Origin of the sequence: Nitrosococcus oceani ATCC 19707, from assembly GCF_000012805.1 — a bacterium.
GTDB classification, from domain to species: domain Bacteria; phylum Pseudomonadota; class Gammaproteobacteria; order Nitrosococcales; family Nitrosococcaceae; genus Nitrosococcus; species Nitrosococcus oceani.
In genome coordinates this window covers 2,617,622-2,644,144 of the sequence record NC_007484.1, presented here as the reverse complement: position 1 = coordinate 2,644,144, position 26,523 = coordinate 2,617,622, and the positions used below count along the sequence as shown (strand labels likewise).

Sequence of the window (26,523 nt, the reverse complement as noted above, 5' to 3'; positions counted from 1 at the left end):
ATATGGACACGTTGATGAGAGAGGATTTGTTAGCAAATAAGGTTGAAGCGGTTTCTTCGCTGTTGATCTCCATTGAACTCAACTATGCTCCCGCTTGTTTTGCCTGTAGCTTTGGGATAGAGGACATGGTGCTTGTCGATCTTATCTGCAAGCATGCGCCAAAGATAGAAGTATTTACTTTAGATACGGGCCGTCTACCCCAGGAAACCTATGAGCTGATACAAAAGGTTAAGGAACGCTATGCCCGTCCGGTGAACATTTATTTTCCTGAAACCCAGAAGGTGGAAACTTATGTGGAAAAGCACGGGCCTAATGGCTTTTATGAGAGCGTAGCGCTGCGTAAAGAATGTTGCAGAATCCGCAAGGTAGAACCCCTGAAACGGGCGCTTGCGGGGAAAAAAGCTTGGATTACCGGGGTGCGGCGAGGACAATCGGTAACCCGCAAAGATTTATCGCTTTCGAAATGGGATGTAGACCATAAATTGCAGAAATTTAATCCTCTCATTGAATGGAGCGAGGATGAAGTTTGGGATTATGTGCGCCGGTTCGACCTTCCTTATAATACGTTATACAATCAAGGTTATGCTAGCATTGGATGTGCTCCCTGTACGCGGGCGATTACTATAGGTGAAGATATCCGGGCTGGAAGGTGGTGGTGGGAAGACGCTGCTACAAAAGAATGTGGACTGCATTTAAAGCGATTGTCCATTGGGTAAATTTCCTCCCAAAGGATGAATAAAATTAGGTGCTTATAAGTTCTCGGGGTTTGTCAATGAGTAGGAGATCATGAAGTCATACAGTCTGACTCATCTTAAGCAGCTTGAGGCGGAAGCTATATTTATTATGCGTGAGGTTGCGGCTATTTTCGAGCGGCCTGTACTGCTGTTCTCTGGGGGCAAGGATTCTATTGTCATGGTACGGTTAGCTCAAAAAGCTTTTTGGCCTGCTAAGTTGCCGTTTCCTTTGCTCCATATTGATACCGGGCATAATTTCCCTGAAACTCTGGATTTTAGGGATCATCTTGTAGAGCAGGTAGGGGCAAGATTAATAGTTCGAACGGTGCAAGATTCCATTGATCAGGGACGTACGGCGGAAGAGAAAGGACCTAATGCGAGTCGCAATAGGCTGCAAACCACTACCCTGCTGGATGCGCTTGAAGAGCTGAAAGTTGATGCTGCCTTTGGGGGTGGTCGACGTGATGAGGAAAAGGCCCGGGCCAAGGAAAGAATATTTTCTCACCGGGATGAGTTTGGCCAGTGGGATCCTAAAAATCAACGTCCCGAGCTATGGAGCTTATTTAATGGTCGTAAGCATATGGGCGAGCATTTCCGGGTTTTTCCTTTGAGTAATTGGACTGAAATGGATGTTTGGCAATACATTGCCCAAGAGAACGTAGACATTCCCAATATCTATTTTAGCCATGAAAGGGAGATTATTCAGCGGGATGGAATGTTGTTGGCGAATTCCTCTTATCTTGCATTAAGGAGGGGAGAGACTCCGGAACGGCGGCAGGTTCGCTGCCGAACGGTAGGAGACATGACCTGCACGGGGGTCGTCGAGTCTGAAGCTGCTACGATCGAGGATATTATCCAGGAAGTGGCTGCGGCTAGGGTAACTGAGCGCGGTGGCAGAGCTGATGATAAACGCTCGGAAGCGGCGATGGAAGATCGTAAAAGGCAAGGTTATTTTTAATATTATAAAATTATGAGTGGATCTTCGCAGTCAAAATACCTAGAGATGGATCTGTTGCGTCTTACTACTGCTGGGAGTGTGGATGATGGTAAGAGTACGCTTATTGGCCGTCTGCTCTATGATTCCAAATCTATCTTCGAGGATCAGTTGGAATCTATCCAAAGAAGCAGTCAGCAGCGCGGCGAGAGTCAGGTCAATTTAGCATTGCTCACCGATGGCCTGCGGGCTGAGCGGGAACAAGGCATTACTATCGATGTGGCTTACCGTTATTTTGCTACGCCTAAACGTAAATTCATCATTGCGGATACTCCGGGGCACATACAATATACCCGCAATATGGTCACTGGTGCCTCGACCGCTAATTTAGCGATTGTATTAGCCGATGCCCGCCATGGAGTCATTGAGCAGACTTGCCGTCATGCCTCTATTGCCTCCCTCTTGGAACTCCCCCACCTTGTGTTGTGCATCAATAAGATGGATTTGGTGGATTATCAAGAGGAGCGATTTGAGAAAATCAAAAAAGAGTTTGAAAATTTCGCAGCGAAGCTAGATATTCCTGATATCCATTATATTCCTATTAGCGCCTTACAGGGAGATAATGTCGTAGTAAAGTCGGAAAACATGCCATGGTATCAAGGAGGGACTTTGCTCCATACCTTGGAGAATGTGCATATTGGGAGCGATTACAATCATATTGACGGTCGTTTTCCGGTGCAATATGTAATTCGTCCCCAGTCGGATCAATACCATGATTATCGCAGCTATGCTGGACGGGTAGAGGGAGGCATCTTTCGTCCAGGAGATGAAATTACCGCACTTCCTTCAGGATTTTCAACTCATATCAAGTCTATTGATACTTTGGAAGGTCCAGTTGATGAGGCTTTTGCCCCCATGGCAGTAGCCTTTACCCTGGAAGACGATGTCGATATTAGCCGGGGAGATATGATTGTTAAACCTGCTAACCAACCTCAATTTACCCAAGATGTTGAATTGATGGTTTGTTGGCTTAATGAAACTCCGCTGACCCCCGGCGCTAAGTACGCTATTAAACACACGACTAAGGATGCTCGCTGCGTAGTTAAAGAAGTGCGCTATAAGGTGGATATTACGACCTTAAGCCGGCTTGAGGATGGAGCAACGCTTGGGCTCAACGATATCGGTCGAATCAAGATTAGGACCACGAGCCCGTTGTTTTTTGATAGCTACCGCATGAACCGGGGAACGGGTAGCTTAATTCTTATCAACGAATTTACCAATGAGACCGTTGGCGCAGGAATGATTATCTAACTATTTATGCCAGAGAGGGCCTATGAGTTATGGATAACGGCCTTATTAAAATTTACCCCCTTGCTGTGTGCTTTTCTTCCCTGTTATATAGTGCCATTCCTCGGGAGGTGGAGAAGTCATGCGCGTGGAGGGTGATACCCAACCGAAGGCCTTGCGCGCTAAGTCGTGGCCAGCCCGAGGCACCGGTTGAAACGCGAATTTGCTAGGCTGATAAGATTTTGTAGGAACAAAATTAAAATGAGTCATGGCGAAACTCCAAATGAAGCGTTTGGCAGTAGCATTCTCTCCATCAGGTAGCAGAGACAATCCTGGCGGATGATACGGATATCACGAGTCAGCATCGAGGGCATGACGGGGCGGCAAGTTCGAAGCTCGGTGCCATTCAGATAAAAATAACGCCCGCTTATTTCTTGATCCTGCTCGTTAGTGACTGTAAGCAAAATATTGCGATTCGAGGGCTGCCAGCCCAAGAGCGTGTTGACGGGCAGTTCCTGAAAATTTAGCTGGTCTAGATTATCGATTAGGCGCAAGTCCAAGTCATCACCATGAAAACCAACTCGCAGTCCAGGCGGGATTCGGACTACGGCTACGGTATGGAAGAGTTCGATATCTTGTTTGGGAACGGACTGGAAGGGAAATTCCGCCAGATGCAAACAAGCAGTTAAGTATTCGTGCGCGTGAGCTACACCTTGAGGGCAACCAGGCTGGCCGCATTCAAGCGTAACAGCTGGTCCTAGCTCAGCAAAAGCCAGAGACTGCACCCCTTGGGGGCGAACAAAGTAAATAACGGTTCGGCTAAATAGGGCTGCTAAATGGAGAAAGGGAGTAGCGAGCTTATTAACGCAGGCATAGTGAGGATTAAGGCCGGTATTATTATGGATATCGATACTGGCAAACAAGCCAATTTTAGCCATCTCTTCGTAGACTTGAGTTGCCATGGCATGTTCCGGAGTATTACCTGAAGTCCAAATTCGGTTGTGATCAGGCTGACCATCAAGGCGTCGGAGTCCATAGCGAGCAGCGGTGATATTACCAACGAAAAGGGATAACGCTCGTGGTAACTCCCGATTTTGGTATTGGGATAAAAGATGGCGTATTGCCTCCCAGCCGACAGGTTCATTGCCATGGAGTAGTACTGAGACGAAGAGAGGGGGCTTGCGTCGTCCAGCCAGGTGAAACAGAGTCGGCCCTTCTAATTTCTTGTAAAGCTCGTGGGCTTCCAAGTTTAATAACCCTGCGGGCATTTCATATCTTATTGTCAACATAGCTGGATTCTTAGGCGTCTTGTCTAAACTGTCCAATCATGCACTGGATTTTCCTCTTGTTGCCGTTCCACATAAGCAGCGGTGAGGGCATCCATATCGTGCCCATGAGTGGCTACATAGAGTCGCTGCCAGCGGGAACCAGTTTGGCCTGTTGTAAGGCGTTGTTGGATGATTCCCAGGTAATGTTGAATATCATTTGAATCGATTTCGAGTTGCTCAAGGCCAGAGCGGGCCAGGGGAAGTAAGTGTTCAATGAGTAATGTAGAAGCTTTTCCCCGGTTACCGCCGAACCAGTCAAGCTCAGCTTCTAGGCCCTGCCGGGCGGCAGTGTAGAAATTGCGTCGCGCCAGAGAAAAAGGAATATTTTCCTCGGGGGGTTCTTCTTTCCCTATCAAGGCACTCATCATCCCGGTAAATAAGGCTGCATTGGCAATAGTATCCAGGATACTGGGACCTGCGGGAATTACGCGGTGTTCGATCCGCAAATGTGGCTCGCCCTGAGCATCAAAGCCTATGAGCGGTCGATTCCAGCGCCAGATGGTGCCATTGTGAAGGCGTAGGTGGGCAAGATTCTCTGGGGGGTTATCGAATAAAGCAGGCAAAATCACCGGGAAGTGGCTTTGATTTTCCTGAAAACATTCTAGCAGAGATTCTCTGATATATCCGGCTCCGAAAGACACTCGCTTAAGATCGCCTTTCTCGGAGTCCTTATGACCTCCTACAGAGACAGACTGTTCAAATAAAGGAATTCGGGTCTCTTCCCATAGGTCTTTGCCAAATAAAAATGGGGAATTACTGGAAGCGGCAACCATTGGTCCTGAAAGGATGAGGGCTGCGTTAAAATAGCGAGCAGCGTAGCGGGCGGGCATCTGAAGATGGAGCTGGAAAGATGTGGTTGCTGCTTCCAGCATTACATTATTATGGGTGGTGCGGAGATGATCTTTCCCCTTGATATCTATACGTAGTGGGCGACGATGGCGCAGGCGCAAGACTTGCTCATTGAGCGCTCGGTAGCGAGAGAGATTAGACATGTGTTGAAGTGAGAGGTCCGCTTCTCTAAGGTTGGGCAATATCCCAATCGTTACAAGCTCGCAGCCTAATAAACGGGCCTGGTTGCGGCACTGGCGATAAGTTAGTTTCAAGCCTTCTTCCAGGCGTTTAAAAACATCACCGGATAAGTTTTCGGGAGGACTATTCAACTCTACATTAAAACTGGCTAACTCAGGTACCACCAAGGGGTTATCAAGCGCTTGTAAAAAACGCTCATTGATGGGAGCAGGCCGGAAGTTACTATTGATCAACCAAGCCTCAAGCTCGTACCCGATCCTCTGGTTATAAGCAAAATGATCTTGCGCTAACCAATGACCGACTAGTTGGGTCTCTGTATCGAGGCGTTCGGTAAACTTTTTAAAGTCCTCTGGACTAAAATGGCTGGAAGGAATTTCACTGCCCATGATATTGCTGCCCATGAGATAAATGAAGAATAGTTAACTCTAGCTTAAACTCGGCTGGGAATCATCATAGTAAATATGGATTTTATGGCAGAGTCGCCTAAATTGGAGCAGGTATTGCCTTTGCCCTTCGTGGGCAAAGCAGAATCCGAGTATGGGTAATTATAGGACCCGTGATATTGGTAAAGATTTCCTGGAGAGCGTAAATTATGTGGCAAAAACTCGCTTGGATAGCTTTAGCCGGGGCTGGAGGCACCCTTTCCCGCTATGCCCTGTCGGGACTAGTACAGAATCTGTGTGGCGCAAGTTTTCCTTGGGGAACGTGGGTGGTGAATGGGTTGGGTTGCTTTCTATTTGGGATGATCTGGGCATTGGCGGAGGAGCGGCTGCTTATTACTGGTGAAATTCGTTTTATTGTGCTGACTGGTTTTATGGGAGCATTTACTACATTTTCTACCTTTGCTTTTGAGGCGAGCCAGTTTTTACGAGATTCTGAATGGCTATTAGCGGCCATCCACCTCATTGGCCAAAATAGTTTGGGCCTAGTGTGCGTGTTTCTTGGTTTTACTATAAGCCAAATCATTTAGGGAGGCAGCAATGAAGCAACGATCGGAAGCCGAGTTGCTCCGCGTTTTCATTGGAGAAAGCGATAAATACCACGGGCGGCCATTATATGAGGTCGTTGTGGAAGAGGCGCGCCGTTACGGTTTGGCCGGGGCTACTGTCCTGCGTGGAACCTTAGGGTTTGGTGCCAACAGCCGCATCCATACGGCAAAGATTCTCCGCCTTTCGGAAGATTTACCCATGGTAGTCGAGATTGTGGACCAGCCGGAGCGGATTGCTGCCTTCCTGCCTGAATTGGACGCTCTTATTGAGGAGGGACTTGTGACCCTGGAACGGGTGCAGGTGATTGCTTATCGTCATAGCCATACAGAATGAGGTAAGGTAATAGGAGCATTGAACAGCCCTTGGGGCTGGTCGGCCAGTAAAAATGGGTTCTGCCCCTTGAGGGTGGTAGTACGAAAATTAAAATAAACGGATAAATAATCCTACCTTAATTAGAAATTCCTTACCCTCTGGTATGTTTAGGCTAGAGATAGGAGGAATTTATATGCAAAAAGTATGAGTGGAAATTACGATGCTGCCGCGATAGAAGTACTCACGGGCTTGGATCCGGTACGCAAGCGGCCAGGAATGTATACCGATACCCAACGGCCTAATCATTTGGCTCAGGAGGTCATTGATAATAGCGTCGATGAGGCCATTGCAGGATTCGCTACCCAGATCGATGTCGTGCTTCAACCAGATGGTTCCTTAACAGTGTGTGATGACGGACGGGGAATGCCAGTGGATCTGCATCCAGAGGAGCGGTTGCCAGGAGTAGAGGTGATTCTTACCCGACTCCATGCGGGTGGTAAATTCTCTTCTAAAAGTTATCGCTTCGCGGGAGGGTTGCACGGGGTAGGGGTTTCGGTGGTGAACGCCCTTTCCTCGCGCCTGGAGGTTTGGGTGCGGCGCGAGGGCTGTGAATATCATATCGCTTTTGCTAATGGTGAACGGGTTTCCGCTTTAAAAGCGATCAATAAGGTAGGTAAGCGCAATACGGGCACCGTTCTGCGTTTCTGGCCAGATCCGGTATTTTTCGATACCCCTAAATTTGCTGTGGCGCGGCTTAAGCATATTTTACGCGCCAAAGCGGTGCTATGCCCCGGTCTTTGCGTGACCTTCAGCGATGTTGCTACCGGAGAGACGGTCAATTGGCGTTACCAAGAGGGACTTTTAGCTTATCTCAGAGATGAGTTAAGAGAGCTCTCGTACTTGCCTGACCCCCCTTTTACCGGAGAAATGCAAGGTAATACTGAAGAAGTCTGTTGGGCGTTTACTTGGTTGCCTGAAGGGGGCGAGGTGGTGACGGAAAGCTACGTTAATTTGATTCCAACGCCCCAGGGAGGCACTCATGTCAATGGCTTGCGGGCGGGGATGCTGGAGGCAGTGCGAGAGTTTTGTGAGTTTCGGAATCTTCTGCCAAAGGGCGTAAAACTGGCCCCGGATGATGTTTGGGATCGAGTGAGTTATGTGCTTTCGGTGAAGCTTCTCGACCCTCAGTTTTCTGGGCAAACTAAAGAACGCTTGTCTTCTCGGGAATGCGCTAGTTTTGTTTCTGGAGTTGTCAAAGATTCTTTTAGTCTATGGCTTAATCAGCATGTCGTCACTGGAGAGACGATTGCAGAATTGGCGATTGGCAATGCCCAGCGGCGTTTACGCCAGGCCAAAAAAGTGGTTCGCAAGCGTATTCAAGCTGGCCCTGCACTGCCGGGAAAATTAGCGGACTGCACCAGTCAGGAGGTAAGTCTTACGGAGCTTTTTCTGGTGGAGGGGGATTCAGCCGGCGGCAGTGCGAAACAGGGGCGGGACCGGGTATTTCAAGCTATCATGCCCCTTCGTGGGAAAATCCTCAATACTTGGGAGATAGATTCAGCCCAGGTGCTGGCTTCCCAAGAAGTGCATAATATTGCGGTGGCGCTGGGTGTAGATCCTGGCTCGGATAAACTTGATAGCTTACGCTACGGTAAAATCTGTATTCTTGCTGATGCCGATTCCGATGGCGCCCATATTGCCGCCTTACTTTCGGCGCTATTCTTTCGGCATTTTCGGCCGCTGGTTGAGGCGGGCCACATTTATGTGGCGATGCCACCCCTTTATCGCATCGATGTCGGGAAGCGCGTTTTCTATGCCCTTGACGAGGCGGAACGACAAGGAGTGCTCGATCGGATTGCTGCTGAAAGAATTAAAGGAAAAATTAATATCCAGCGTTTTAAAGGATTGGGAGAGATGAATCCCATGCAGTTGCGGGAGACTACCATGGCGCCAGAGACGCGACGATTAGTGCGTTTGACGGTGACTCCTAATGATGATCCGGACCAGTTGCTGGATCGGTTGTTAGCCAAGCGCCGCGCTGCGGATCGCAGGCGATGGCTGGAAGAAAGCGGTAATTTAGCCGAGCTATGAATATTTCCATGAATCCCGATGTTGAGGAACGGCCACTAGGAGAGTTTGCCGAAAAAGCGTACCTGGATTATTCCATGTATGTCATTTTGGACCGGGCGCTCCCCCACCTTGGAGATGGGTTAAAGCCGGTACAACGCCGTATCATTTACGCCATGTCTGAATTGGGATTGTCGGCCGGCGCCAAATATAAAAAATCGGCCCGTACCGTTGGAGATGTGCTAGGAAAATATCATCCCCATGGAGATAGTGCTTGTTACGAAGCCATGGTGCTGATGGCCCAACAATTCTCCTATCGTTATCCCTTGATAGCAGGGCAGGGCAATTGGGGTTCACCGGATGATCCTAAATCCTTTGCTGCCATGCGCTATACGGAGGCGCGCTTAGCGCCTTTCGCCGAGCTATTGTTATCGGAAGTTGGGCAAGGAACCGTCAACTGGGCGCCGAACTTCGATGGTACCTTGCAGGAGCCGCGCTTGCTCCCGGCGCGGGTTCCCCACGTATTGCTTAATGGCACTATGGGGATTGCGGTAGGGATGGCCACGGATATTCCTCCCCATAATCTCCATGAAGTAACTGCTGCTTGCCTGCATTTATTGAAATATCCGAATGCGACCGTGGCGGAACTGTGCGAGTATCTGCCGGGGCCGGACTATCCCACGGAGGCGGAAATCATTACACCATCGGCAGCCCTGGTGAAGATGTATGAGACAGGACAGGGAAGCGTACGCCTACGCGCCCAATATATGGTGGAGCAGGGCAATATTGTGGTTAATGCTTTGCCGCATCAAGTTTCAGGGGCGCGTGTTTTAGAGCAAATTGCTCAGCAAATGCAGGCTAAAAAACTGCCGATGCTGGCAGACCTGCGGGATGAGTCCGATCACGAAAATCCCACTCGTTTAGTTTTAGTACCCTATGCTCGTCGAATGGATGTGGAGACGGTGATGTCCCATCTATTTGCGACCACGGATCTGGAACGTAGTTACCGGGTCAACCTCAATGTCATCGGTCTAGATGGCCGGCCCCAGGTGAAAAACCTTCGTGATTTGCTGGGGGAATGGTTCTATTTTCGAATTGAAACCCTACGCCGCCGCTTTCGGTATCGTTTAGAGAAGGTAGAAGATCGCCTGCAAGTTTTAGCGGGCTTGCTGATTGCTTATCTAAATATTGATGAAGTGATTGCTATTATTCGGGATGAAGAGGCGCCAAAGCCAGTTTTGATGGCACGATTTAAGCTCTCGGATCGCCAAGCAGAAGCTATTTTAGAACTTAAACTCCGTTATTTAGCTCGACTGGAAGAAACCAAAATTCGCGCTGAAAATAAGGCGCTGGCGGCGGAACGGAAGGGGCTCGAAAAAATGTTAGGTTCAGAGTCCCGGATAAAAGATTTATTGCGCCAGGAATTGCTTGCGGATGCTAAAAAATTTGGTGATGCCCGCCGCTCACCTATTGTTGAACGGTCCTCTGCCACAGTGTTAGATAAGCAAAGCTTACTGCCGGCAGAGCTTATCACTGTGGTTTTATCTGAGAAGGGTTGGGTGCGAGCGGCGAAAAGCCAGGATGTGAATCCCGCCGCGCTTAGCTACCGCACCGGTGATAGTTACCGGGCTTCTGCTCGCGGCCGCAGCAATCAGTCAGCGATATTTTTAGATTCCACCGGTCGTAGCTATACTTTACCTGCGCATGGCTTACCTTCGGCTCGGGGCCAAGGAGAACCGTTGAGCGGGCATCTCCAGGTTGCTCCAGGGGCGGAATTCATTGCCATATTATTGGCTGAGCCAGAAGAATTCTACCTCATGGCCAGTAATGCGGGTTATGGTTTTCTGTGCCAAGCACGACATTTATATACCAAAAACCGAGCAGGCAAGGCGGTGTTAAATGTATCTGCGGGGGCAAAAGCCCTTCCTCCGGTGCCAGTGACAGACAGAGAGTTGGATCAAGTGGCGGTTGCGACTAATGTTGGCCGGCTGCTATTGTTTCCACTCCGAGATCTTCCTTTTATCGCTCGTGGCAAGGGGGTAAAACTGATCAACATTTCATCGACCCGCCTTGCCCAGGGACAGGAGGCGGTGCGTGCCTTGGCTGTTGTATCCCAGGGGGGAGCACTGCAAGTTTTTGCGGGGCGGCGGCATTTAACGCTCAAGTCAGAGGATCTGGAACCCTACCAGGGAGAACGGGCACGGCGTGGCCTTACCTTGCCGCGAGGCTTCCAACAGGTGGAGCGAATGGTCCCAATAGGGTGATTTTTCTCCCATGGGAAAGTGAGAGATTAAGCTGTGCCAAAGCGTGAAATCGGCCCTTTTTTGCAGGCCCAAAAGCGACGGGCCGTGGTCATTGTGCATGATGTCACTGCCGTCTGTTTGGCCTGGGTGTTAAGTTACCTTATTCGTTACAATTTATCGCCTTATTGGGTGGACTGGGAGACTTGCCTCAGCACCTTGCCGGTGATCGTGGTGGTCCAAAGCATCGTCTTGATTTGGATAGGGCTTTATCGGGGCTTGTGGCGCTTTGCGAGCATTCCTGATTTATTAAACATCATTCGCGCCGTAGGTTACGGAGCCCTTTTAGTTGCGCTAACGCTTTTTCTTATCAACCGCCTCAACGGCGTACCCCGCAGTGCATTGCTGCTTTATCCTATCTTTTCTTTACTGCTGCTGGCAGGTCCCCGGCTTGCCTACCGGGTGTGGAAAGATCGCCGTCTTACCCTGGCTGCAAGTCCTCATCGAAAACGAGTCTTAATTTTGGGAGCTGGCCGTGCTGGTGATTTGCTGGTCCGTGATATGCTTGTGGAGGGGCACTACCTGCCGGTGGCTTTTCTAGATGATCGGCCTGATCTGATAGGCCGGCAAGTGCGAGGAATTCCAGTAGTGGGGTTGTTAGCGCAATTGCCTGCCAAGGTGGGTGAGATGGCTGCAGATGTGGTGGTGATTGCGATGCCTTCTGCTAATAACCAGCAGATGCGCCGTGCTGTTTCGCTCTGTGAGCAGGCCCAAGTACCTTATCGGACTTTACCCCGTCTGCAAGATTTGGTTGCGGGTCGGGCGAGCATCAAGGAGCTTCGAGAAGTTGCCATTGACGATCTATTGGGGCGGGACGAAATATTTTTGGATTGGGATTATATCCGCCGAGACTTGGAAGCTAAATCCCTGTTGGTCAGTGGCGGAGGAGGATCGATCGGATCCGAACTTTGCCGGCAATTAGGGCGCCTTGGGCCCGCTTCCCTTATTGTCATCGATAATAGCGAATATAAGCTCTATCGCCTCGAACAGGAGTTGCGGCAGAAACTCCCGGCTCTCAATCTCCACGCTTATTTATGTGATGTGCGTGATGAAGCTGGTGTGAAGGAGATCCTAGCGCGTCATCTGCCAGAGGTGGTGTTCCATGCAGCAGCTTATAAACATGTACCCCTCCTAGAGAGGCAAGCACGGCAGGCTGTGCGAAACAATATTTTTGGAACCCGCTGTTTAGCCGAGGCGGCAAGGCAAGCAGGCTGTGGAACTTTCGTCCTGATTTCAACCGACAAAGCGGTTAATCCAACGAGTGTGATGGGCACCAGCAAGCGAGTTGCGGAGCTTCTCTGCCAAGATCTTAACCGACACAGCCAAACTCGGTTTATCGTCGTGCGTTTTGGCAATGTGCTTGGATCAGCAGGGAGCGTGGTGCCGTTATTCCAGGCCCAAATTGCCGCCGGTGGGCCGATCACGGTGACCCATCCCGAAATGACCCGCTATTTCATGACTATTCCCGAGGCATGCCACTTGATTACCCAAGCCGCTATGATAGGCAAAGGAGGGGAGATATTCGTCCTGGATATGGGCGAGTCGGTTAAAATTATCGAACTTGCTGAGCAAATGATCCGCCTTTCTGGCCAGGAACCGGCAGTAGAAATCATTTATACGGGGCTGAGGCCGGGGGAAAAACTCCATGAGGAATTATTTTATGCCCATGAATCTCCTGTACCTACCCAATCGCCGAAGATATTGCTAGCACGGCATGGTGCTACCGACTGGAGACGCTTGGAAAGCGGACTGGATGAGTTAGAGAAAGCCTGTGGGCTGGGAGAGGAATGGCAGGTGAAGCAGGTGTTAGCGCGCCTATTGCCGGAGGTGAGGGCGGAGGCTAAATTGCAACAGGTGGGTTCTAAAGTAATTGCAATCAACAGGAGTTAACGATGACAAAACCCATTACTAAAGCTGTATTCCCTGTGGCGGGATTAGGAACCCGTTTCCTTCCCGCGACCAAAGCAAACCCAAAAGAGATGCTGCCAATCGTCGATAAGCCTCTCATTCAATATGCGGTTGAAGAAGCGGTTGAGGCAGGGATCAAGGTTATGGTTTTTGTTACTGGGCGGAATAAGCGTCCGATTCCTGATCATTTCGATATGGCTTATGAACTTGAAGCAGAACTGGAAAGACGCGGTAAAAACAAGCTACTCAAGTTGGTACAGGACATTATTCCTAGGGATGTGACCTGCGTTTATATCCGTCAGGAGGAAACTTTAGGGTTAGGGCATGCGGTGCTTTGTGCCGCGCCAGTTGTGGGCGAAGAGCCCTTTGCAGTGATCCTTGCTGATGATCTGATTGATGCGGGGATGGAGGGATGTCTCTCCCAAATGGTGAAGCAATTTAGTAAGCATCATTGCAGCCTAGTGGGCGTGGAGGAGGTCGCTTCTGACAGCACCGATCAATACGGTATTATTCAGCCTGGCTTGGCAGAGGACCGGGAGTACAAAGTGGAAGGAATTGTCGAGAAGCCTGAACCGGCAGAGGCCCCCTCATCCTTGGCGGTGGTAGGGCGTTATATTTTAACCCCCCGTATTTTCAGTCTATTAGAAGCTACCCCTCACGGAGTTGGGGGAGAAATTCAATTAACTGATGCCCTTGCTACTTTATTAAGCGAGGAGTATATGTTTGCTTATCGCTTTGAAGGCAAGCGCTATGATTGTGGCAGTAAATTAGGCTACCTTCAAGCCACAGTGGAGTACGGCCTTAAGCATACCGAGTTAGGCGATCCTTTCAGAGACTATTTATGCGGCTTGGTTGCTCAAATTGAGGCCCCGCTTTGATTAAGACTGAAAATTCCCTTTCTTTGGGGGAGAGTGTGGCTGGCTGCTATAAATGGATGGGCAGCGACTGGGTGACTTGAATACCCTGGGAGGAGACTTGGCAGGCGTAGGCCAATATTTCGACTCCTTGCTCGATAGCGGAGCGGAGCTTAGCGCCATAGCGGGGATCGATATCATCAGCGGGGGTAAAGTAGCGGCAATCCTCCCGCTGCACAAGATAGAACATGACCGCCCGCTGGCGGGGGGAACATACGGTGGCAGCCAAGTCATCCAGATGCTTGGCGCCACGGGTGGTGACGGCATCAGGGAAGCAGGCCGCCCCGTCACCTTGCCTGAGGGTGACGCTTTTGACTTCCACGTAACAGCATTGCTGGGTAGAAGGGTCTTCCAGGAGAAGATCAATTCGGGAATTTTTGCTGTAGCGGACTTCCTGGCGGATTTCTCCATAGCCTAAGAGTTGGGATATTCTCCCTGCTGCGATGGCTTCTTTCGTCAAAATGTTAGCGCGGCCCGTGTGCACACCCACCAGGCTGGTGTGAGCGTCCACTAGCTCTAGTGTGTAAGCAAGTTTACGGCGGGGGTTGTTAGCGCGGGAAACGTAAACTCCTAGCCCAGGTTCGGCTAATCCCCGCATCGATCCCGTATTGGGACAGTGGGCCACGATAGATTCACCGGTTTCAAGCGCTACGTCAGCAAAAAACCGCTGGTAGCGGCGCCGTAATATGCCGGGGAGCAGAATTTGATCAAAACTCATAAAGTGTAAGGCTAAATAGTTTCATTTTCATGGCCACCGGGAAAAATAGCGCCTTTAATGGTTAGCTTCTTTAGTAGCTCTTATAAATTCTTTTACCGCGTCAGCTATATAATTTTGGAGACGAGGTAGCGTTCCGCTTCTGAGAAAGCCGTTGCCTCCTGTGGACCAGGTGCTCACTGGGGTAAGGGGGCCATGGAGACCGGCTAATTGGATTTTCTGGATCAGTTTGACCGAGAGGGCGTAGGAGTAACCCAAATAGGATCGTACCAGATCCAGCTTTACCCGCAATAAGGCGGTATCAGGAGAGTCCCCGATTTCTTCAACGGGCACTATTTTAAATCCCGCCTTTTTTAATTGTTGCGCAACGTGCTCGGCGAGTGCCGCCTCATCTAGGCCATAACGCTTATAGTCTTGATGAATCTCGCTGACTTCCACTCCCAGGGTTTGTATCCCACGAGGCGGAGTGGGTAAGCTTAACATTTCGGCGGCATTAATATTCCCAAGAGCCGCGGTTAAAATGAATAGAGTTAGAAGTCGTGACAAAGATTGGGGGGACATGGTGAAAATACTCTCTATGGCTATTTGGAAGGGATAGATTTAACCGCGTTTAATCAACTTAATTTAGGAGAGAATTGAGATAATTAGGTTCTTTTTTTGCATGGGCGGGGCAGGATAAGGGCGGTATAATCCTTTCAAAAGTCGTTTTCCAAAAATAATGAATTAAATGGTTAAAGGTTAAACGTGGCGAAATATAAAGAGACTCTTAATCTCCCTAAGACCGCCTTTCCCATGAAGGCTAATCTGGCCCAGCGTGAACCCCAGGCGCTCAAGCGGTGGCAAGCAATGGACCTGTATGGGAAGCTGCGGAATGCAGCGCGTGGCCGACCCCGCTTTATTCTCCATGATGGCCCTCCCTATGCCAATGGCGCTATTCATATTGGCCATGCCGTCAACAAAATATTAAAAGACATTATAGTGAAATCAAAGTCCCTGAGTGGTTTTGATGCCCCCTATGTTCCCGGCTGGGATTGTCATGGCCTGCCTATTGAATTGAATGTAGAAAAAAAAGTAGGTAAACCGGGGCGAAAAATCGATGTAGCCAGCTTCCGTCGGGCCTGTCGGGATTACGCCCGCAAGCAAGTCAATGCTCAGCGCGAGGACTTTGAGCGCCTGGGGGTATTGGGGGATTGGTGTCATCCCTATCTCACCATGGATTACCAGTTCGAGGCGGATGTTATCCGCACATTAGGGAAGATCATCGAGAAGGGGCATCTGCATAAGGGGGTGAAACCCGTCCATTGGTGCGTGGATTGTGGCTCCGCTCTAGCAGAAGCGGAAGTCGAGTATCAAGAGAAAACTTCACCGGCGATCGATGTCCGTTTCCCAGTAGTGGAGGAGGTGGAGTTGCTGGCCCGCTGCAAAGCGGAAATTCCAGGCGCCGGACCCATGAGCGTGGTGATTTGGACTACCACCCCTTGGACATTGCCGGCCAATCAAGCTGTCGCCTTACATCCCGCTTTGAAATATGTTTTGGTAGAATGCAGCGCCGGTCAGGGCCGGGAGCGCCTGTTACTAGCCGAAGGCTTATACCGGGAAGTATTGGCCCGCTATAGCGCGGAGTCCGCCGTGATTTTAGCGACTTGCCAGGGAGACGAACTGGAAGGGTTGAAATTACAGCATCCGTTTTATGAGCGGACGGTACCGATCATCCTGGGGGAGCATGTCAATTTGGAAGCAGGGACAGGGGCTGTCCATACGGCGCCGGGCCATGGCCAGGACGATTACGTGGTTGGCAATCGCTACCAGTTATCCATCGATAATCCCGTGGGTGGAAATGGTTGTTTTTTGCCGGAAACGCCCTTGTTTGCCGGCGAGCCGGTATTCAAAGCCAACGATCACATTATTCAAGTCCTCAAGGAACGAGGGAATCTGCTCCGGGAGCAGAGCCTTCAGCATAGCTATCCCCATTGTTGGCGTCATAAAACTCCCATTATTTTTCGGGCGACACCCCAATGGTTTATCAATATGGAGCGGGAAGGTTTGCGCACCGCGGCTCTTGCGGAAATCAAAAAAACCCGCTGGCTTCCTGGCTGGGGCCAGCAACGGATTGAAGGTATGGTGGAAAATCGGCCCGACTGGTGTATTTCTCGCCAGCGGGCTTGGGGAACCCCCATCCCCTTGTTTGTCCATTGCCAAACCGGCGAACTGCACCCGGATACCCCCCGGCTTATGGAAGAAGTGGCCCGACGGGTAGAAGAGAAGGGGATAGAGGCTTGGTTTGAGCTGGAGCCGAAGGAGTTGCTGGGCAATCAGGCCCCGGCCTATGAGAAGGTCGGCGATACCCTGGACGTTTGGTTTGATTCCGGGGTGACTCATACCTGTGTTCTGGAGACGAGGGAAGAACTGGGTGTGCCTGCCGATCTCTATTTGGAGGGCTCTGATCAGCATCGAGGTTGGTTTCAATCGTCCTTGTTGACCTCGGTAGCGATACGGGGTACGGCGCCTTACCGGATGGTGCTGACCCACGGCTTTACCGTGGATGCCAAGGGTAAGAAGATGTCTAAGTCCCAGGGTAATGTCGTGGCGCCGCAACAAGTAATGGGGAGTTTGGGGGCGGATATCCTTCGCCTGTGGGTGGCGGCTACCGACTATCGGGGCGAGATGAATGTCTCGGATGAAATCCTGAAGCGTATTGCCGATTCTTATCGCCGCATGCGCAATACTGCCCGTTATCTGTTGGCTAATTTGAATGGTTTTGATCCAACCATCCATGGGGTGCCAGCTAAAGACATGCTGGCTCTGGACCGTTGGGCACTAGATCGAGCCTCTTTGCTCCAGGGAGAGATTGTCCAAGCTTACGAGGATTATAACTTCCATCTTATTTATCAACGGGTTCACAACTTCTGTGCCGTGGATATGGGGGCGATTTATCTCGATATCATCAAAGATCGTCAATACACAACCCAGGCGGATAGCCGCGCCCGGCGTTCAGCCCAGACCGCCATGTACCACATTGCCGAAGCCTTGGTGCGCTGGCTTGCCCCGGTGTTGAGTTTTACCGCCGATGAAATCTGGCAATACCTTCCGGGCGAGCGGGGCGAATCGGTGTTTCTAACCACTTGGTATGAAGATTTGCCCTCCTTGGGAGAAGAGGCCCCTTGGGGCCGTGCTTTTTGGGATGTGATACTGGCAGCGAGGGAGGCCATCGCCAAGGTGCTAGAGGGGGTCCGGGTAGAAGGACGAATTGGTTCTTCCCTGGATGCGGAGGTGGATCTCTATGTTGAAGAGTCTCTTTATCAGGCTTTGAGGAAACTCGGCGATGAACTCCGTTTTGTGCTGATTACCTCCTATGCTCGGGTGTATCCAGCCCAAAAACGGCCCGTTGAGGCCCTAGAAACTGAAATGCCCGGTCTGTGGACGGTGGTCATCCCCTCCCATTATCCCAAGTGCGTGCGTTGTTGGCATCACCGGGAGGAAGTAGGAAGCCACGAGGATCATCCTGAGTTGTGTAGCCGTTGTGTGGAGAATACTGAAGGTGGGGGAGAACAGCGGGCTTTCGCTTAGTATTATTCTTCTCTTTTCAAGGATTCTGTTTTTTTAATAACAGGTAAATTAATGCTGAAATGGTTGTGGCTCTCTACGCTGGTGATTCTGCTGGATCAAGGGACTAAGTATCTGGCGGAAAATCGGTTGCAGCCTTACGAGCCGATCCCAGTGGTTCCTTTTTTTAATTTTACCTTAGCTTACAATACCGGCGCGGCGTTTAGTTTCCTGGCCGATGCCGGTGGTTGGCAGCGGTGGTTTTTTGTAGGGCTGGCGCTCACTGTAAGCGTTGGACTAGTTGTTTGGTTATACCGGTTAGGCACCCATGCTCTGTGGGAAGGCATGGCTGTGGCCTTGATCCTTGGCGGAGCCTTGGGTAATGTGATAGACCGCCTCTGGCATGGTCATGTCATTGATTTTATTGATTTATATTACCAAGGCTGGCATTGGCCCGCCTTTAATATTGCTGATTCCGCCATTACTGTGGGCGCAGCGGTTCTCATTATACAAAGTCTGTTTAGCAAACCAGCTAGCTGAGGAAAAGTAGAGGCCGCGTGAGTTTTTATAAGGTAGGGCGGGATGCGCTGAGCTTTCCCGCCCTACTGTTTTAATTCCTAGCCTTATTTCCAATCACTCTCGCCAGCCCCAATTGCGTTATCGTTGTTTTCATCCCATCGTCGGGCGCCGGTGCTGAGCAGCTCCAGAAAGCCGTCTCCTGCCTGAATGTTTTTAGGAGTGGCTCGTAAAGTGTACGTTGCTCCACTCGCTGCCTCAATGGTTAGATCGTAGAATTTGTCTCTTCCATCCAAGGGCGCCTCACTGGCAAAAATATCAGGAGCTCCCGTATTAGCGCCCCCGGTAGCGGCACCCTCATAGGTACTCCTCTCAGTAAAATGGCGTTCCATGGCGGCGGCAAATGCCACCAATGCTCCTTGAGCGTCGCCCCGTCGGCTTTTTTTAACACTGGCCTGGTAGCTTGGAAAGGCGACGCTTGCCAGGATAGCGACGATAGCCACCACAATCATGAGTTCGATTAAGGTAAAGCCCCGTTGTTTTCTTTGCGGCCCAGGGGTTTTTTCTTGGTTCTCAATATTCATACGGCTATTATCTTCCATCTTTATTGACAGTATTTGCTTAGCGCAGTTGAATCCAGGACATACGGCCAAAATAACCAGGCCCGGCATTTTCTGACGTGACTTCAATATTGCCGGTGGAGCCGCTGGTATATTTGGCTTCCCATCCCGGATTGGTTCCAGGGCCAGAGATGATACCTGGTGTGCTGATAATGCCCACCTTCGATTTTTTGCCGCCGGGCGGCACATAGTCGTCATTGCCATCGCCATCAGTATCGCCCAGATTAATGTAATCGGCACGCGTAAACGTCCCGTTATTATTGAGATCAAAAGGCGCAAAGGACAAATGGCCCCCGCTGGCCGCATCCAACTCCATCAGCCAGCCCGTGCCGCCAAAGTCGCAGAGCTCGTCGGAGGGAAGCAGCGTGGTGAAAATAATGCGATTGTTGCGCAGCACGGAATCGCTGACCTGCTTTTCACCATAGTTATTGGTGTTGCCGTTCTCAGTGTTCACTAAATCCATGTACCAACCCTCGTGAGTCGACCAGTCAATGGGGTGTTTCGTAGTTACCCGAAGCTCAAAGCCGGTGTTGCCGGAACCATCTTCATCAGTAAAGGACTGGACAACTTCCTTGATGATCTCTTGCTGGAGTAGGCTAGATCGGGTAAACGAAGTAAATTTTTTATCATCATTTTTATCCCAAATCCCATAAAAAGTTTGGGTGGTTTGTCCCGTTGAGCTATCGTCGTTGGTCTCAAGATATTTTCCCGTGCCGAAGTAAACCATTACAGAGCCGGGGTCCGTGGGATGGTGCCCCACTTGAGGACGAGTGGTGATGGGTTGGTAACTGTTGTCGGCGGCCTTGGCGGTGAAAAGTGGTTGACCATGGGCCACCTTCCACTTGTTTGGACTTTCCTTGACATCGAACTTCCACAGATTGCCTAACAGATCCCCGCCATAGATATAATCGACGATAAAGTCGCCATCTATATCCACAGGGGCTACGGTGGCCAGTCCATTGGGGCGATTTCCACTAGCAGGGTCATCTGAGCCTATTCCCGTATCGATTTTTTTGATCAGCGCGCCGGTTTCCGCATCCACGATAAAAAGCACCGCATTGCCCGTGGTGCTGGCGCTGCCGTCATTTTCGGTATTGTTGTAACCATTGCCAAAGACGACCGCCCATTTGCCGTTGTGCATGCGTACGATATTTGGCTCGCTGAAGGTGTAACCCAGGTCGGGATCATCGGTATCGGTAAATTCCCAGAGCACCTTGGAAGCAATACTGCTCTCGCTGGTGCCTGGGGTAGTGATATTCAGGGCGAAAATTCCCTGGCCGCCGCCCCCCAGACCTCCCGCCAATAAAGTGTGCCAGTCGCTACCGAAAAAGGCGTCTACTACCGTGGGAGTTCCATCCACATAATAATGGTGGTTGTAATTGGGATCGGTTAGCCGGTTAAGGTTTTTGATGACGGCGTTGGGGACATAGGCAAAGCGCTCCTGACCGGTTACGGCATCGAAGGCGTGGAGCATGCCGTCATTGGCGCCTACATAGACCATGGCGTCCCGGCTGGTGTTGCTCTTGAAGCTTGAATAGGGGCTACTATCCTCATTTTGGCTATCTTCGTTGTGTTTTATGTCTGTCCAGTCATCGGGATAACGGTATTGCGGGGAGGGGCCCACATACACGGGGGAGGAATGGACAATATCGCCGAGCTTGCGCGTTCGCTCACGAAAGCCGGAAATTTCATCGCCTCTGATGTAGTCAAGGCGTTCACTTCCTCTACCATCGGCGGTGCCAGTGGCGGGATCGGCGTTCAGGGCCGTGGACTGGGAAACATCAAGTTCGGTGCTTCCAGGGGAGTCAGGGTCCGCGGGCCAGCGGAAGGGAATGCCCTTACCCGTGGAGGGTTTATAAGTCACGATTTTCCGGCTATTGCTCGAAACACCATCTAGTAAATCAGCCGCTTCCCAGTTTTTGGCGCCCAGGCTGCCATCGCTATTAATGGGGAAATCCAGCACTTGTCCTGTCCAGGCGCCGCTGCTGAAGCGGGCTTGATAGAGATGACTATTGGTGCTGATGGAGCCGCTATTCAAGGCCACTAAGGAATTGGAGGAAGTTTCTTCAATAATTTCCTCGAAGGCTTTGGTTAATTGTGTTTCTAGTTGCAGGGCGTTGGTAACCGAAAAGTAATTATCGGGAATGTCGTCGTTATTAATGTCCCATTCCGTTCCTTGGGGGATATTGTCTTTGTTGCGGTCGTTAAAGCTGCCCCATTTGGCGGCATACCATAGGGGATCCCGTAATAAGGTCGCGGCGCTGCCGGTGCCTGGCGTGAAGGTGCGGGTGGTGGTGAGAGGTAGGGCCGCGTCGTCTTGCCAACCGTTGCCGGGGCTAGCGCCGGGGGGCGTGTCTAGGAAATAGTCAGGATCTTGTCCGACAGAGGTATCATTATCCCTGACTTCTAGGTAGGTACCGTCAGCGGTGGTGCCTGAAATCACGTACCCCATATGATGGATGATACAGCCGGAGGCAAAGGTGGAATTTAGAGTAATACTCACAGTCCCATCATTATTGACCTGATACTCATATTCCACGATGGCATCCATATCATGATCGGCTCCTTGTTCCACATCCTCGTAGTTGATGCGGAATTTCCCATAGGTGGGTGTGACTGTCTCCGCATAGAAATCCACAATTTGATTGGTGGGTTGAAAGTCTCCTGCGGCGCTACTGATAGCGTCTACGGCACAACCGTTGGTCGTGCCCGCGGACTTGGCAAAAGGAACCAGGGTGATGATTTGGCCATTGACTGGGATCTCGATTTTTGGCAAGGGTGAGGCCAGGGCTACGGCAAAGGTGCTCATTTTTTGTTCCCCATCGGCGGAATGGAGGTCATTGATATGACCGAAATAAGCCACGCTGGCCGAGTAATAACCCCCCAGTTTAGTGGGCTCTTCTGGAGAGAGGCCCCGAATATCTCCCAGGCTAGTGACATCTTTCGCCGAGGGAGTGCCGTCAGCATTGGTGCCGGATTGGCCGATGAAATGACTGCCGGCGACCTCCGGTTCATGGCTGGAAATAGTATCCGCCAGAGCTTGGCTATTGAGCCCGGAAACATCTCCTGTGAAGCTGGAAAAATAGCTTCCTGGGAGCTGATCAGTGTCATAGGAGGGATTAATATCGCTGATGACAATCTGGAAAGGCTTGGAGCAGCTTGGAAAGTTGCCGCTGGCATAGGGATCATCCCAGGTAGCCACAGGTAGCCCCAGATCCGCATCCGGGGAGGTACCGGCCCCAATGGAATAGGCCGGGGTGGGGGATGCTTTGCCGGCAAAATAGCGCAGCCCTTCATACATCATTTCGGCGATGGGATTGCCCCAATTGGGTTGTTCCCCTTCAGTCATGGGGCGGGTAGTGATCCAAGCTTCCGGCCAGCCGGGGCTATAGGCAGGTTTCTTCCCATAAAGAAACTGAATAATCCTCAGATTATCAATGGTTTTGATGATGCCGTTGGTGGTGGTAAAGACCCCGGTGCCAGGATCGATTTCATCAGTAATACTCCCCACCTTTTTTCTTAATACCCCGCCGGAAGTGTTCTTGGCATAGGAGCCGGTGAGCAGGCCAAAGTACATACTGTCGTTTTCGCCGTATTTTTGCAGTAGCCCAGTGGGTTTGTAAGAAGAGGCACCGTATTGCTGGCAGTTTATCTCTGGCAAGGAAGAGGAGCAGGCCAGTATCCGGATCGAATAATCATCTGGCGTGCCCAAAGAGTCATCGGCCACGGGCTTTTCTTTGCTGACCCATTCCCAGATACGTTCCGATTTATCTTGCAAAACTCGCAGGACCGGGATGTTGCCATCGGCAAGGCTGGTGACCGCGAACAGATGCCGCTTTCCTGCATTGGGTAAAGTAAGTGGAGCGTAGTGGTTGAGATCATATCCGTCCACGGCAATGCTGGTGTATTCCTTGCCCCAGCTATGGGCATCCTGGGGAATGAACGCTCCCGCCAAAACAGTTTCCGAAGCCGTGTCGATATCCCGCTGCCCACCGTAGAACACTTTCCGCAGGGCATCCATGCGGGAGGTGGTAAGGTAATTCAGAAAATCTCCGCTCCAGGCACCGGAGCAGGTTTTGTCGCTGGCGGCGGTACTGGGCTCAAAGCGGTTGCCGCTGTAAACATAGCATTTGTGGGAGTCGAAATAACCGTAGTAGTCCACACGCGCGGGCTTGTAGCCAATCTCGATGGTGCCATCTCCGTCTAGATCGGAAGCATCGTTATAAGCTTCATAGTAAAGCTTATGATCTTTTCCCATCACTAGCATGGTGAGAGGAGGGGCATTGTCTGTGAGAAACAGAGGTTTATTATTCAGATTCAGATTGGCTCCCTGGGTATTGCCAACATAACCCAGGGCAAGGGCGGCAGCTGCAGCGTAGTAAGCGGGGAGGTTAAGTCGAAACTTTTCCATCATGTTGCATTCCTTAGAAACGGCGGGTATAGGTGGTCTGGAGAATGGCCTGGGCCTGGTCTGTTCCCCCGGTTCCCCGGGCGGTCACCCGGTAGACATGCCGTCCCACTTCATCGCTTTGCTTGCCCAGGGTAAGGCCGTTTCTGATAAAGGAATGGTATTCGACAAAGTGTTTGGGCGCGGTTTTTATTTTGGCGAGGGCGGCATTGCCGTAAATACGGGCCTCGCCCGCGGTTTTCCACCAATTAATGTCCACAAAATCGCCCCCATTGAGGAGATTGAGCTGCCATACCAGATCGCAGGGGGGGGTGCCGCAGCTACCCAGGGGTTGTGGATCAGGTTCATCCGTTTGCTGCCCTAGCCAGCCTTCGCCAGCCCGCAAGGCTGCTTCCGCAGCTTGGAAGGCCAGATTCTGGTCACCTAGGTTGCCTGCCATTTTTTCCTCTAAGGCGGTGGTTTGGGTAGCTGTGACCCCAATCAAGGTCATGACCAGCAGCATCAAGAGGCTGATGATGAGGGTGGCGCCCCGTTGTGAGGAAGAAATGATAGAAATTGGTTTCATAACGTTCTATTCCTCAAATTCAGGGTTGTGGTGAATACCCGGCGCAGCCGCCTGTCGCTGGGAGTTATGGTGGCGCCATTAAAGGTATAGGATTGGGGAGAGGAGGCGAGATTATTTTCCATGGTTTGCAACAGAAAATTGAGACGTAGGCTGACCACATTATTCCAATTGGCCACGTTATCCGCAGTCACATAACCATTGGCCTCCTGGCTGCCATCCGTATCTTCGCCGTAGAGAATTTGCATATCCTCCACGCCTTCGATGAGTTCTTGCGGGTTGTCGTCGCTCTCTTTCCTATAAAGGGAGGGAACGCCTCGCGGATTAGCGCGAATGTAGTAGGTGCTGGTGGTGATTTGGATAATATTAGCCTTGTCGGTATATCTTTTTCCCAGATCTTTAGTGGCGTTGCCGGGGGTGACCCCGTTGCCGGTGTTATGGACTAAAGTGCCGGAGGTGTCTGGGTTAGCATTGGTTACTTGAAGAATGGCTGCATCGACACAGTCGGAAACCATGACAATATCGGATTTCTTGAGCCCGTTATCAGGCGTTATGTGGAGCGCCGCGGAGGTAGTAGGCATGAAGGGCGGTTCAACTTTGGCCAGGTTGCCGGAAGTATGACGGAAGGTCAACACATCCCGGTTACCAAGGGGTTGGGTGATGGTAGCGTCTAGGGCAGGCGTCCAGCTGCTGGCGCTGGTGGCCTCAAAACCTTGCAGGGGAGTAGAAAAATCCCAAGCAAATTGTTCAGCATTATTGAGGGTATTAACTACCCGGGTTTCGGTTCCAGCGCAGCCAAAGTAGCCGGCATTGCGGGCCTCGTAAGAGATAAACTCTACGGCAAAGCGGCCGTTCTCCTGGAGTCGGGAGAGCGCTTCCTGAAGCCGGTAGCTTTGTTTGCTACTGGAAAAGACTTGAATAACCCCCGTAGTGAGTATCAAGCCCGCGGTCATCCCCGCTAAAATCTCAACTAGTGAGAAACCCCGTTGCGCGCGGCTTGAAGGTAAGTAGTAAGATGGGCGCTTCATAGCTCGGTACTCATTACAATTCGCTTGGTAAACGAGGGGGGTGGGGAGTTGTTGTTTCCGTCATCCCCGTCATCGTCATCCCCGTCATTTTTTTTAGGCTTGTGCCGTTGAGTCCACTTCTCATCCCATTGCAGCGTGACAGTGACGACGCCTGAATTTAATTCGATTTTGCTGTCACCGGACGGCAGGACGGCCGTGACATTCTGGAACCACGAGTAAAGGTCATAGGCCGCCAGCTCGCCGGGTTCGCAGGTCGCTGCGTTACAATTTTTGGCCGGGGTTACGGGGGGGGTGCCCAGATCCAGCGTATAGCCGCCATTCAGGGCGGCGGTGCGGTTGGCCCGCATCCGGTCAGTGATGTCATAGGCCAAGAGGGTCGCCTGGCTACGTAAATAAGCACTGTGGTTGTGGCGTATACCGGTGGTTTGAAGCCCCGCTAGCCCGAGCAGGCCAATGGAGAGGACGGCCACGGAAACAAGGACTTCGAGCAAGGAGAAACCTTTTGGCTGGGGGCGCAAGCATGGAAACTCGGAGCTGTAGTTCATGAGCAAGTGGTCTCCTCTGAGCGAATGCGGCCCGTACTATTAATAACGATTTGGCGGGCCTTGGGCGGATGGCAAAGGGTGATGGTTCCCATTTGAATCGCGCCGCTCGTAAGTTGGGCTGTTCCGTTGGCCGCGTAGGAGATGTAGTTAGCTACATTGGTGTTTCCTGTTAGTCGATTACCTCCTTCCAATGGGCCATGAATGCGGAGGACGGTCTCAGTAGTATCCAGGCTTGCGTCTTCATCCTCATCGACAAATACAACCCATCCTTTGTCCCAGCCGGTGGAATTTACAGTATTGCAGGCGGGGGAAGCAGCGGTGCTGTTTGCACTTTTACAGATGGTGATGCGCTGCCTCCGCTTGACCGCTTCGCTGCGGGCAGAGTGTAAAGCGGTAATGAACTCATTAGCTTGGGTGCTTATCCGGTTATTTCTGATGGCTCCCTGAAAACTTGGTACCGCCATGGTGGTGATAATCCCGGCGATGGCCAGGGTAATGATGAGCTCAGCTAAGGTAAAGCCGTTAGTTCCTTGCCTAAAGATATCTGCTGTGCGGTTCATGATGGCTTAAAATGCGTTATTGGTCCGTGTTGGAAAACGGACCTATTAATACTGCTGGCTAGCATAGCGAGTCCCTAAGAGCAAGCCGTGAAACGTTCCACAAATCTGTTTTATGACGGTTTGCTAATTTAAAAACGCTATCCTTTCTTTTCGGCAGAAAGTGGATTTAATTTAAGCAGCCGCCCACAGGTATAATGGCAGTTATCGTAAAGACAGCGATTGAA

General features: G+C 51.0%; 22 protein-coding genes. 11 read left to right on the top strand and 11 right to left on the bottom strand.

Going from position 1 to position 26,523, the window contains the following annotated elements:
- Nucleotides 1-2 precede the first annotated feature (2 nt).
- From NOC_RS12250 to NOC_RS12240, 3 genes are all read left to right on the top strand, one after another.
- Nucleotides 3-716, top strand: a complete 714-nt coding sequence (locus NOC_RS12250; protein ID WP_011330910.1) for a phosphoadenylyl-sulfate reductase — start codon at nt 3-5, stop codon at nt 714-716.
- 70 nt (nt 717-786) lie between these two features.
- Complete coding sequence (gene cysD / locus NOC_RS12245) at nt 787-1,692, top strand: sulfate adenylyltransferase subunit CysD (RefSeq protein WP_002810129.1); 906 nt, start codon at nt 787-789, stop codon at nt 1,690-1,692.
- A 45-nt stretch (nt 1,693-1,737) separates the two neighbouring features.
- Nucleotides 1,738-2,979, top strand: coding sequence for a sulfate adenylyltransferase subunit 1 (locus NOC_RS12240; protein WP_002808935.1), 1,242 nt, complete (start codon nt 1,738-1,740; stop codon nt 2,977-2,979).
- 45 nt (nt 2,980-3,024) lie between these two features.
- On the opposite strand, the gene NOC_RS17750 is transcribed toward NOC_RS12240, so the two are convergent.
- The 3 genes from NOC_RS17750 to NOC_RS12225 are packed head-to-tail and all read right to left on the bottom strand — an operon-like array spanning nt 3,025 to nt 5,713.
- Nucleotides 3,025-3,225, bottom strand: a complete 201-nt coding sequence (locus NOC_RS17750) for a hypothetical protein (RefSeq protein WP_036497451.1) — start codon at nt 3,223-3,225, stop codon at nt 3,025-3,027.
- Complete coding sequence (locus NOC_RS12230) at nt 3,222-4,244, bottom strand: M14 family metallopeptidase (protein WP_002809705.1); 1,023 nt, start codon at nt 4,242-4,244, stop codon at nt 3,222-3,224. Before NOC_RS12230 ends, NOC_RS17750 begins: the two co-directional genes overlap by 4 nt.
- Before the next feature lie 23 nt (nt 4,245-4,267).
- Nucleotides 4,268-5,713, bottom strand: coding sequence for a hypothetical protein (locus tag NOC_RS12225; protein ID WP_002810969.1), 1,446 nt, complete (start codon nt 5,711-5,713; stop codon nt 4,268-4,270).
- Between the two features lie 191 nt (nt 5,714-5,904).
- Between NOC_RS12225 and NOC_RS12220 the strand changes: the two genes are divergently transcribed.
- The 6 genes from NOC_RS12220 (at nt 5,905) to galU (ending at nt 13,766) form a co-directional block, all read left to right on the top strand.
- On the top strand, nt 5,905-6,282 hold the full coding sequence (locus tag NOC_RS12220; RefSeq protein WP_002808682.1) for a fluoride efflux transporter FluC: 378 nt from the start codon (nt 5,905-5,907) through the stop codon (nt 6,280-6,282).
- 10 nt (nt 6,283-6,292) lie between these two features.
- The gene (locus tag NOC_RS12215; protein ID WP_002809093.1) at nt 6,293-6,634 is read left to right on the top strand and encodes a DUF190 domain-containing protein; all 342 of its coding nucleotides are present in this window, start codon (nt 6,293-6,295) and stop codon (nt 6,632-6,634) included.
- A gap of 183 nt (nt 6,635-6,817) precedes the next feature.
- The gene (parE, locus tag NOC_RS12210; protein ID WP_002808890.1) at nt 6,818-8,704 is read left to right on the top strand and encodes a DNA topoisomerase IV subunit B; all 1,887 of its coding nucleotides are present in this window, start codon (nt 6,818-6,820) and stop codon (nt 8,702-8,704) included.
- Nucleotides 8,701-10,944: a DNA topoisomerase IV subunit A gene (gene parC / locus NOC_RS12205; RefSeq protein WP_002811795.1), complete on the top strand. Its 2,244-nt coding sequence runs from the start codon at nt 8,701-8,703 to the stop codon at nt 10,942-10,944. The genes parE and parC overlap by 4 nt, the downstream gene beginning before the upstream one ends.
- 33 nt (nt 10,945-10,977) lie before the next feature.
- Complete coding sequence (locus NOC_RS12200) at nt 10,978-12,870, top strand: polysaccharide biosynthesis protein (RefSeq protein ID WP_002809367.1); 1,893 nt, start codon at nt 10,978-10,980, stop codon at nt 12,868-12,870.
- A 2-nt stretch (nt 12,871-12,872) separates the two neighbouring features.
- Nucleotides 12,873-13,766 (top strand): UTP--glucose-1-phosphate uridylyltransferase GalU, encoded by an 894-nt coding sequence (gene galU, locus NOC_RS12195; protein ID WP_002811070.1) that lies wholly within the window; start codon nt 12,873-12,875, stop codon nt 13,764-13,766.
- A 46-nt stretch (nt 13,767-13,812) separates the two neighbouring features.
- Here galU and sfsA read toward each other — a convergent pair whose 3' ends face one another.
- Both sfsA and NOC_RS12185 read right to left on the bottom strand, forming a co-directional pair.
- Nucleotides 13,813-14,520, bottom strand: a complete 708-nt coding sequence (sfsA, locus tag NOC_RS12190) for a DNA/RNA nuclease SfsA (RefSeq protein ID WP_002811672.1) — start codon at nt 14,518-14,520, stop codon at nt 13,813-13,815.
- A gap of 54 nt (nt 14,521-14,574) precedes the next feature.
- Nucleotides 14,575-15,078: a hypothetical protein gene (locus NOC_RS12185; protein WP_002811042.1), complete on the bottom strand. Its 504-nt coding sequence runs from the start codon at nt 15,076-15,078 to the stop codon at nt 14,575-14,577.
- A 183-nt stretch (nt 15,079-15,261) separates the two neighbouring features.
- Between NOC_RS12185 and ileS the strand changes: the two genes are divergently transcribed.
- The gene (gene ileS, locus NOC_RS12180) at nt 15,262-18,084 is read left to right on the top strand and encodes an isoleucine--tRNA ligase (protein ID WP_002809903.1); all 2,823 of its coding nucleotides are present in this window, start codon (nt 15,262-15,264) and stop codon (nt 18,082-18,084) included.
- 51 nt (nt 18,085-18,135) lie between these two features.
- Nucleotides 18,136-18,600 carry a signal peptidase II gene (gene lspA, locus NOC_RS12175; RefSeq protein ID WP_002808723.1) on the top strand — a complete coding sequence of 155 codons (465 nt, stop codon included), beginning with the start codon at nt 18,136-18,138 and terminating at the stop codon, nt 18,598-18,600.
- 83 nt (nt 18,601-18,683) lie between these two features.
- On the opposite strand, the gene NOC_RS12170 is transcribed toward lspA, so the two are convergent.
- From NOC_RS12170 to NOC_RS12145, 6 genes are read right to left on the bottom strand one after another with little or no spacing between them, the layout of a single operon-like run.
- Nucleotides 18,684-19,160: a type IV pilin protein gene (locus NOC_RS12170; protein ID WP_172633690.1), complete on the bottom strand. Its 477-nt coding sequence runs from the start codon at nt 19,158-19,160 to the stop codon at nt 18,684-18,686.
- Nucleotides 19,161-19,197: 37 nt separating this feature from the next.
- Nucleotides 19,198-23,610: a pilus assembly protein gene (locus NOC_RS12165; protein WP_002809092.1), complete on the bottom strand. Its 4,413-nt coding sequence runs from the start codon at nt 23,608-23,610 to the stop codon at nt 19,198-19,200.
- A 10-nt stretch (nt 23,611-23,620) separates the two neighbouring features.
- Nucleotides 23,621-24,169 (bottom strand): pilus assembly PilX family protein, encoded by a 549-nt coding sequence (locus NOC_RS12160; RefSeq protein ID WP_002810612.1) that lies wholly within the window; start codon nt 24,167-24,169, stop codon nt 23,621-23,623.
- Complete coding sequence (locus NOC_RS12155; protein WP_011330908.1) at nt 24,166-25,194, bottom strand: PilW family protein; 1,029 nt, start codon at nt 25,192-25,194, stop codon at nt 24,166-24,168. Before NOC_RS12155 ends, NOC_RS12160 begins: the two co-directional genes overlap by 4 nt.
- Nucleotides 25,191-25,739, bottom strand: a complete 549-nt coding sequence (pilV, locus tag NOC_RS12150; protein ID WP_002810823.1) for a type IV pilus modification protein PilV — start codon at nt 25,737-25,739, stop codon at nt 25,191-25,193. The genes NOC_RS12155 and pilV overlap by 4 nt, the downstream gene beginning before the upstream one ends.
- Nucleotides 25,736-26,299, bottom strand: a complete 564-nt coding sequence (locus tag NOC_RS12145; protein WP_002809991.1) for a GspH/FimT family pseudopilin — start codon at nt 26,297-26,299, stop codon at nt 25,736-25,738. The genes pilV and NOC_RS12145 overlap by 4 nt, the downstream gene beginning before the upstream one ends.
- Nucleotides 26,300-26,523: the final 224 nt, after the last annotated feature.

Coding starts and splice junctions, on each gene's coding strand:
- NOC_RS12250 (WP_011330910.1), top strand. CDS start 3: ATGGACACGTTGATGAGAGAGGATTTGTTAGCAAATAAGGTTGAAGCG.
- cysD (WP_002810129.1), top strand. CDS start 787: ATGAAGTCATACAGTCTGACTCATCTTAAGCAGCTTGAGGCGGAAGCT.
- NOC_RS12240 (WP_002808935.1), top strand. CDS start 1,738: ATGGATCTGTTGCGTCTTACTACTGCTGGGAGTGTGGATGATGGTAAG.
- NOC_RS17750 (WP_036497451.1), bottom strand. CDS start 3,225: ATGACTCATTTTAATTTTGTTCCTACAAAATCTTATCAGCCTAGCAAA.
- NOC_RS12230 (WP_002809705.1), bottom strand. CDS start 4,244: ATGTTGACAATAAGATATGAAATGCCCGCAGGGTTATTAAACTTGGAA.
- NOC_RS12225 (WP_002810969.1), bottom strand. CDS start 5,713: ATGGGCAGCAATATCATGGGCAGTGAAATTCCTTCCAGCCATTTTAGT.
- NOC_RS12220 (WP_002808682.1), top strand. CDS start 5,905: ATGTGGCAAAAACTCGCTTGGATAGCTTTAGCCGGGGCTGGAGGCACC.
- NOC_RS12215 (WP_002809093.1), top strand. CDS start 6,293: ATGAAGCAACGATCGGAAGCCGAGTTGCTCCGCGTTTTCATTGGAGAA.
- parE (WP_002808890.1), top strand. CDS start 6,818: ATGAGTGGAAATTACGATGCTGCCGCGATAGAAGTACTCACGGGCTTG.
- parC (WP_002811795.1), top strand. CDS start 8,701: ATGAATATTTCCATGAATCCCGATGTTGAGGAACGGCCACTAGGAGAG.
- galU (WP_002811070.1), top strand. CDS start 12,873: ATGACAAAACCCATTACTAAAGCTGTATTCCCTGTGGCGGGATTAGGA.
- sfsA (WP_002811672.1), bottom strand. CDS start 14,520: ATGAGTTTTGATCAAATTCTGCTCCCCGGCATATTACGGCGCCGCTAC.
- NOC_RS12185 (WP_002811042.1), bottom strand. CDS start 15,078: ATGTCCCCCCAATCTTTGTCACGACTTCTAACTCTATTCATTTTAACC.
- lspA (WP_002808723.1), top strand. CDS start 18,136: ATGCTGAAATGGTTGTGGCTCTCTACGCTGGTGATTCTGCTGGATCAA.
- NOC_RS12170 (WP_172633690.1), bottom strand. CDS start 19,160: ATGAATATTGAGAACCAAGAAAAAACCCCTGGGCCGCAAAGAAAACAA.
- NOC_RS12165 (WP_002809092.1), bottom strand. CDS start 23,610: ATGATGGAAAAGTTTCGACTTAACCTCCCCGCTTACTACGCTGCAGCT.
- NOC_RS12160 (WP_002810612.1), bottom strand. CDS start 24,169: ATGAAACCAATTTCTATCATTTCTTCCTCACAACGGGGCGCCACCCTC.
- NOC_RS12155 (WP_011330908.1), bottom strand. CDS start 25,194: ATGAAGCGCCCATCTTACTACTTACCTTCAAGCCGCGCGCAACGGGGT.
- pilV (WP_002810823.1), bottom strand. CDS start 25,739: ATGAACTACAGCTCCGAGTTTCCATGCTTGCGCCCCCAGCCAAAAGGT.
- NOC_RS12145 (WP_002809991.1), bottom strand. CDS start 26,299: ATGAACCGCACAGCAGATATCTTTAGGCAAGGAACTAACGGCTTTACC.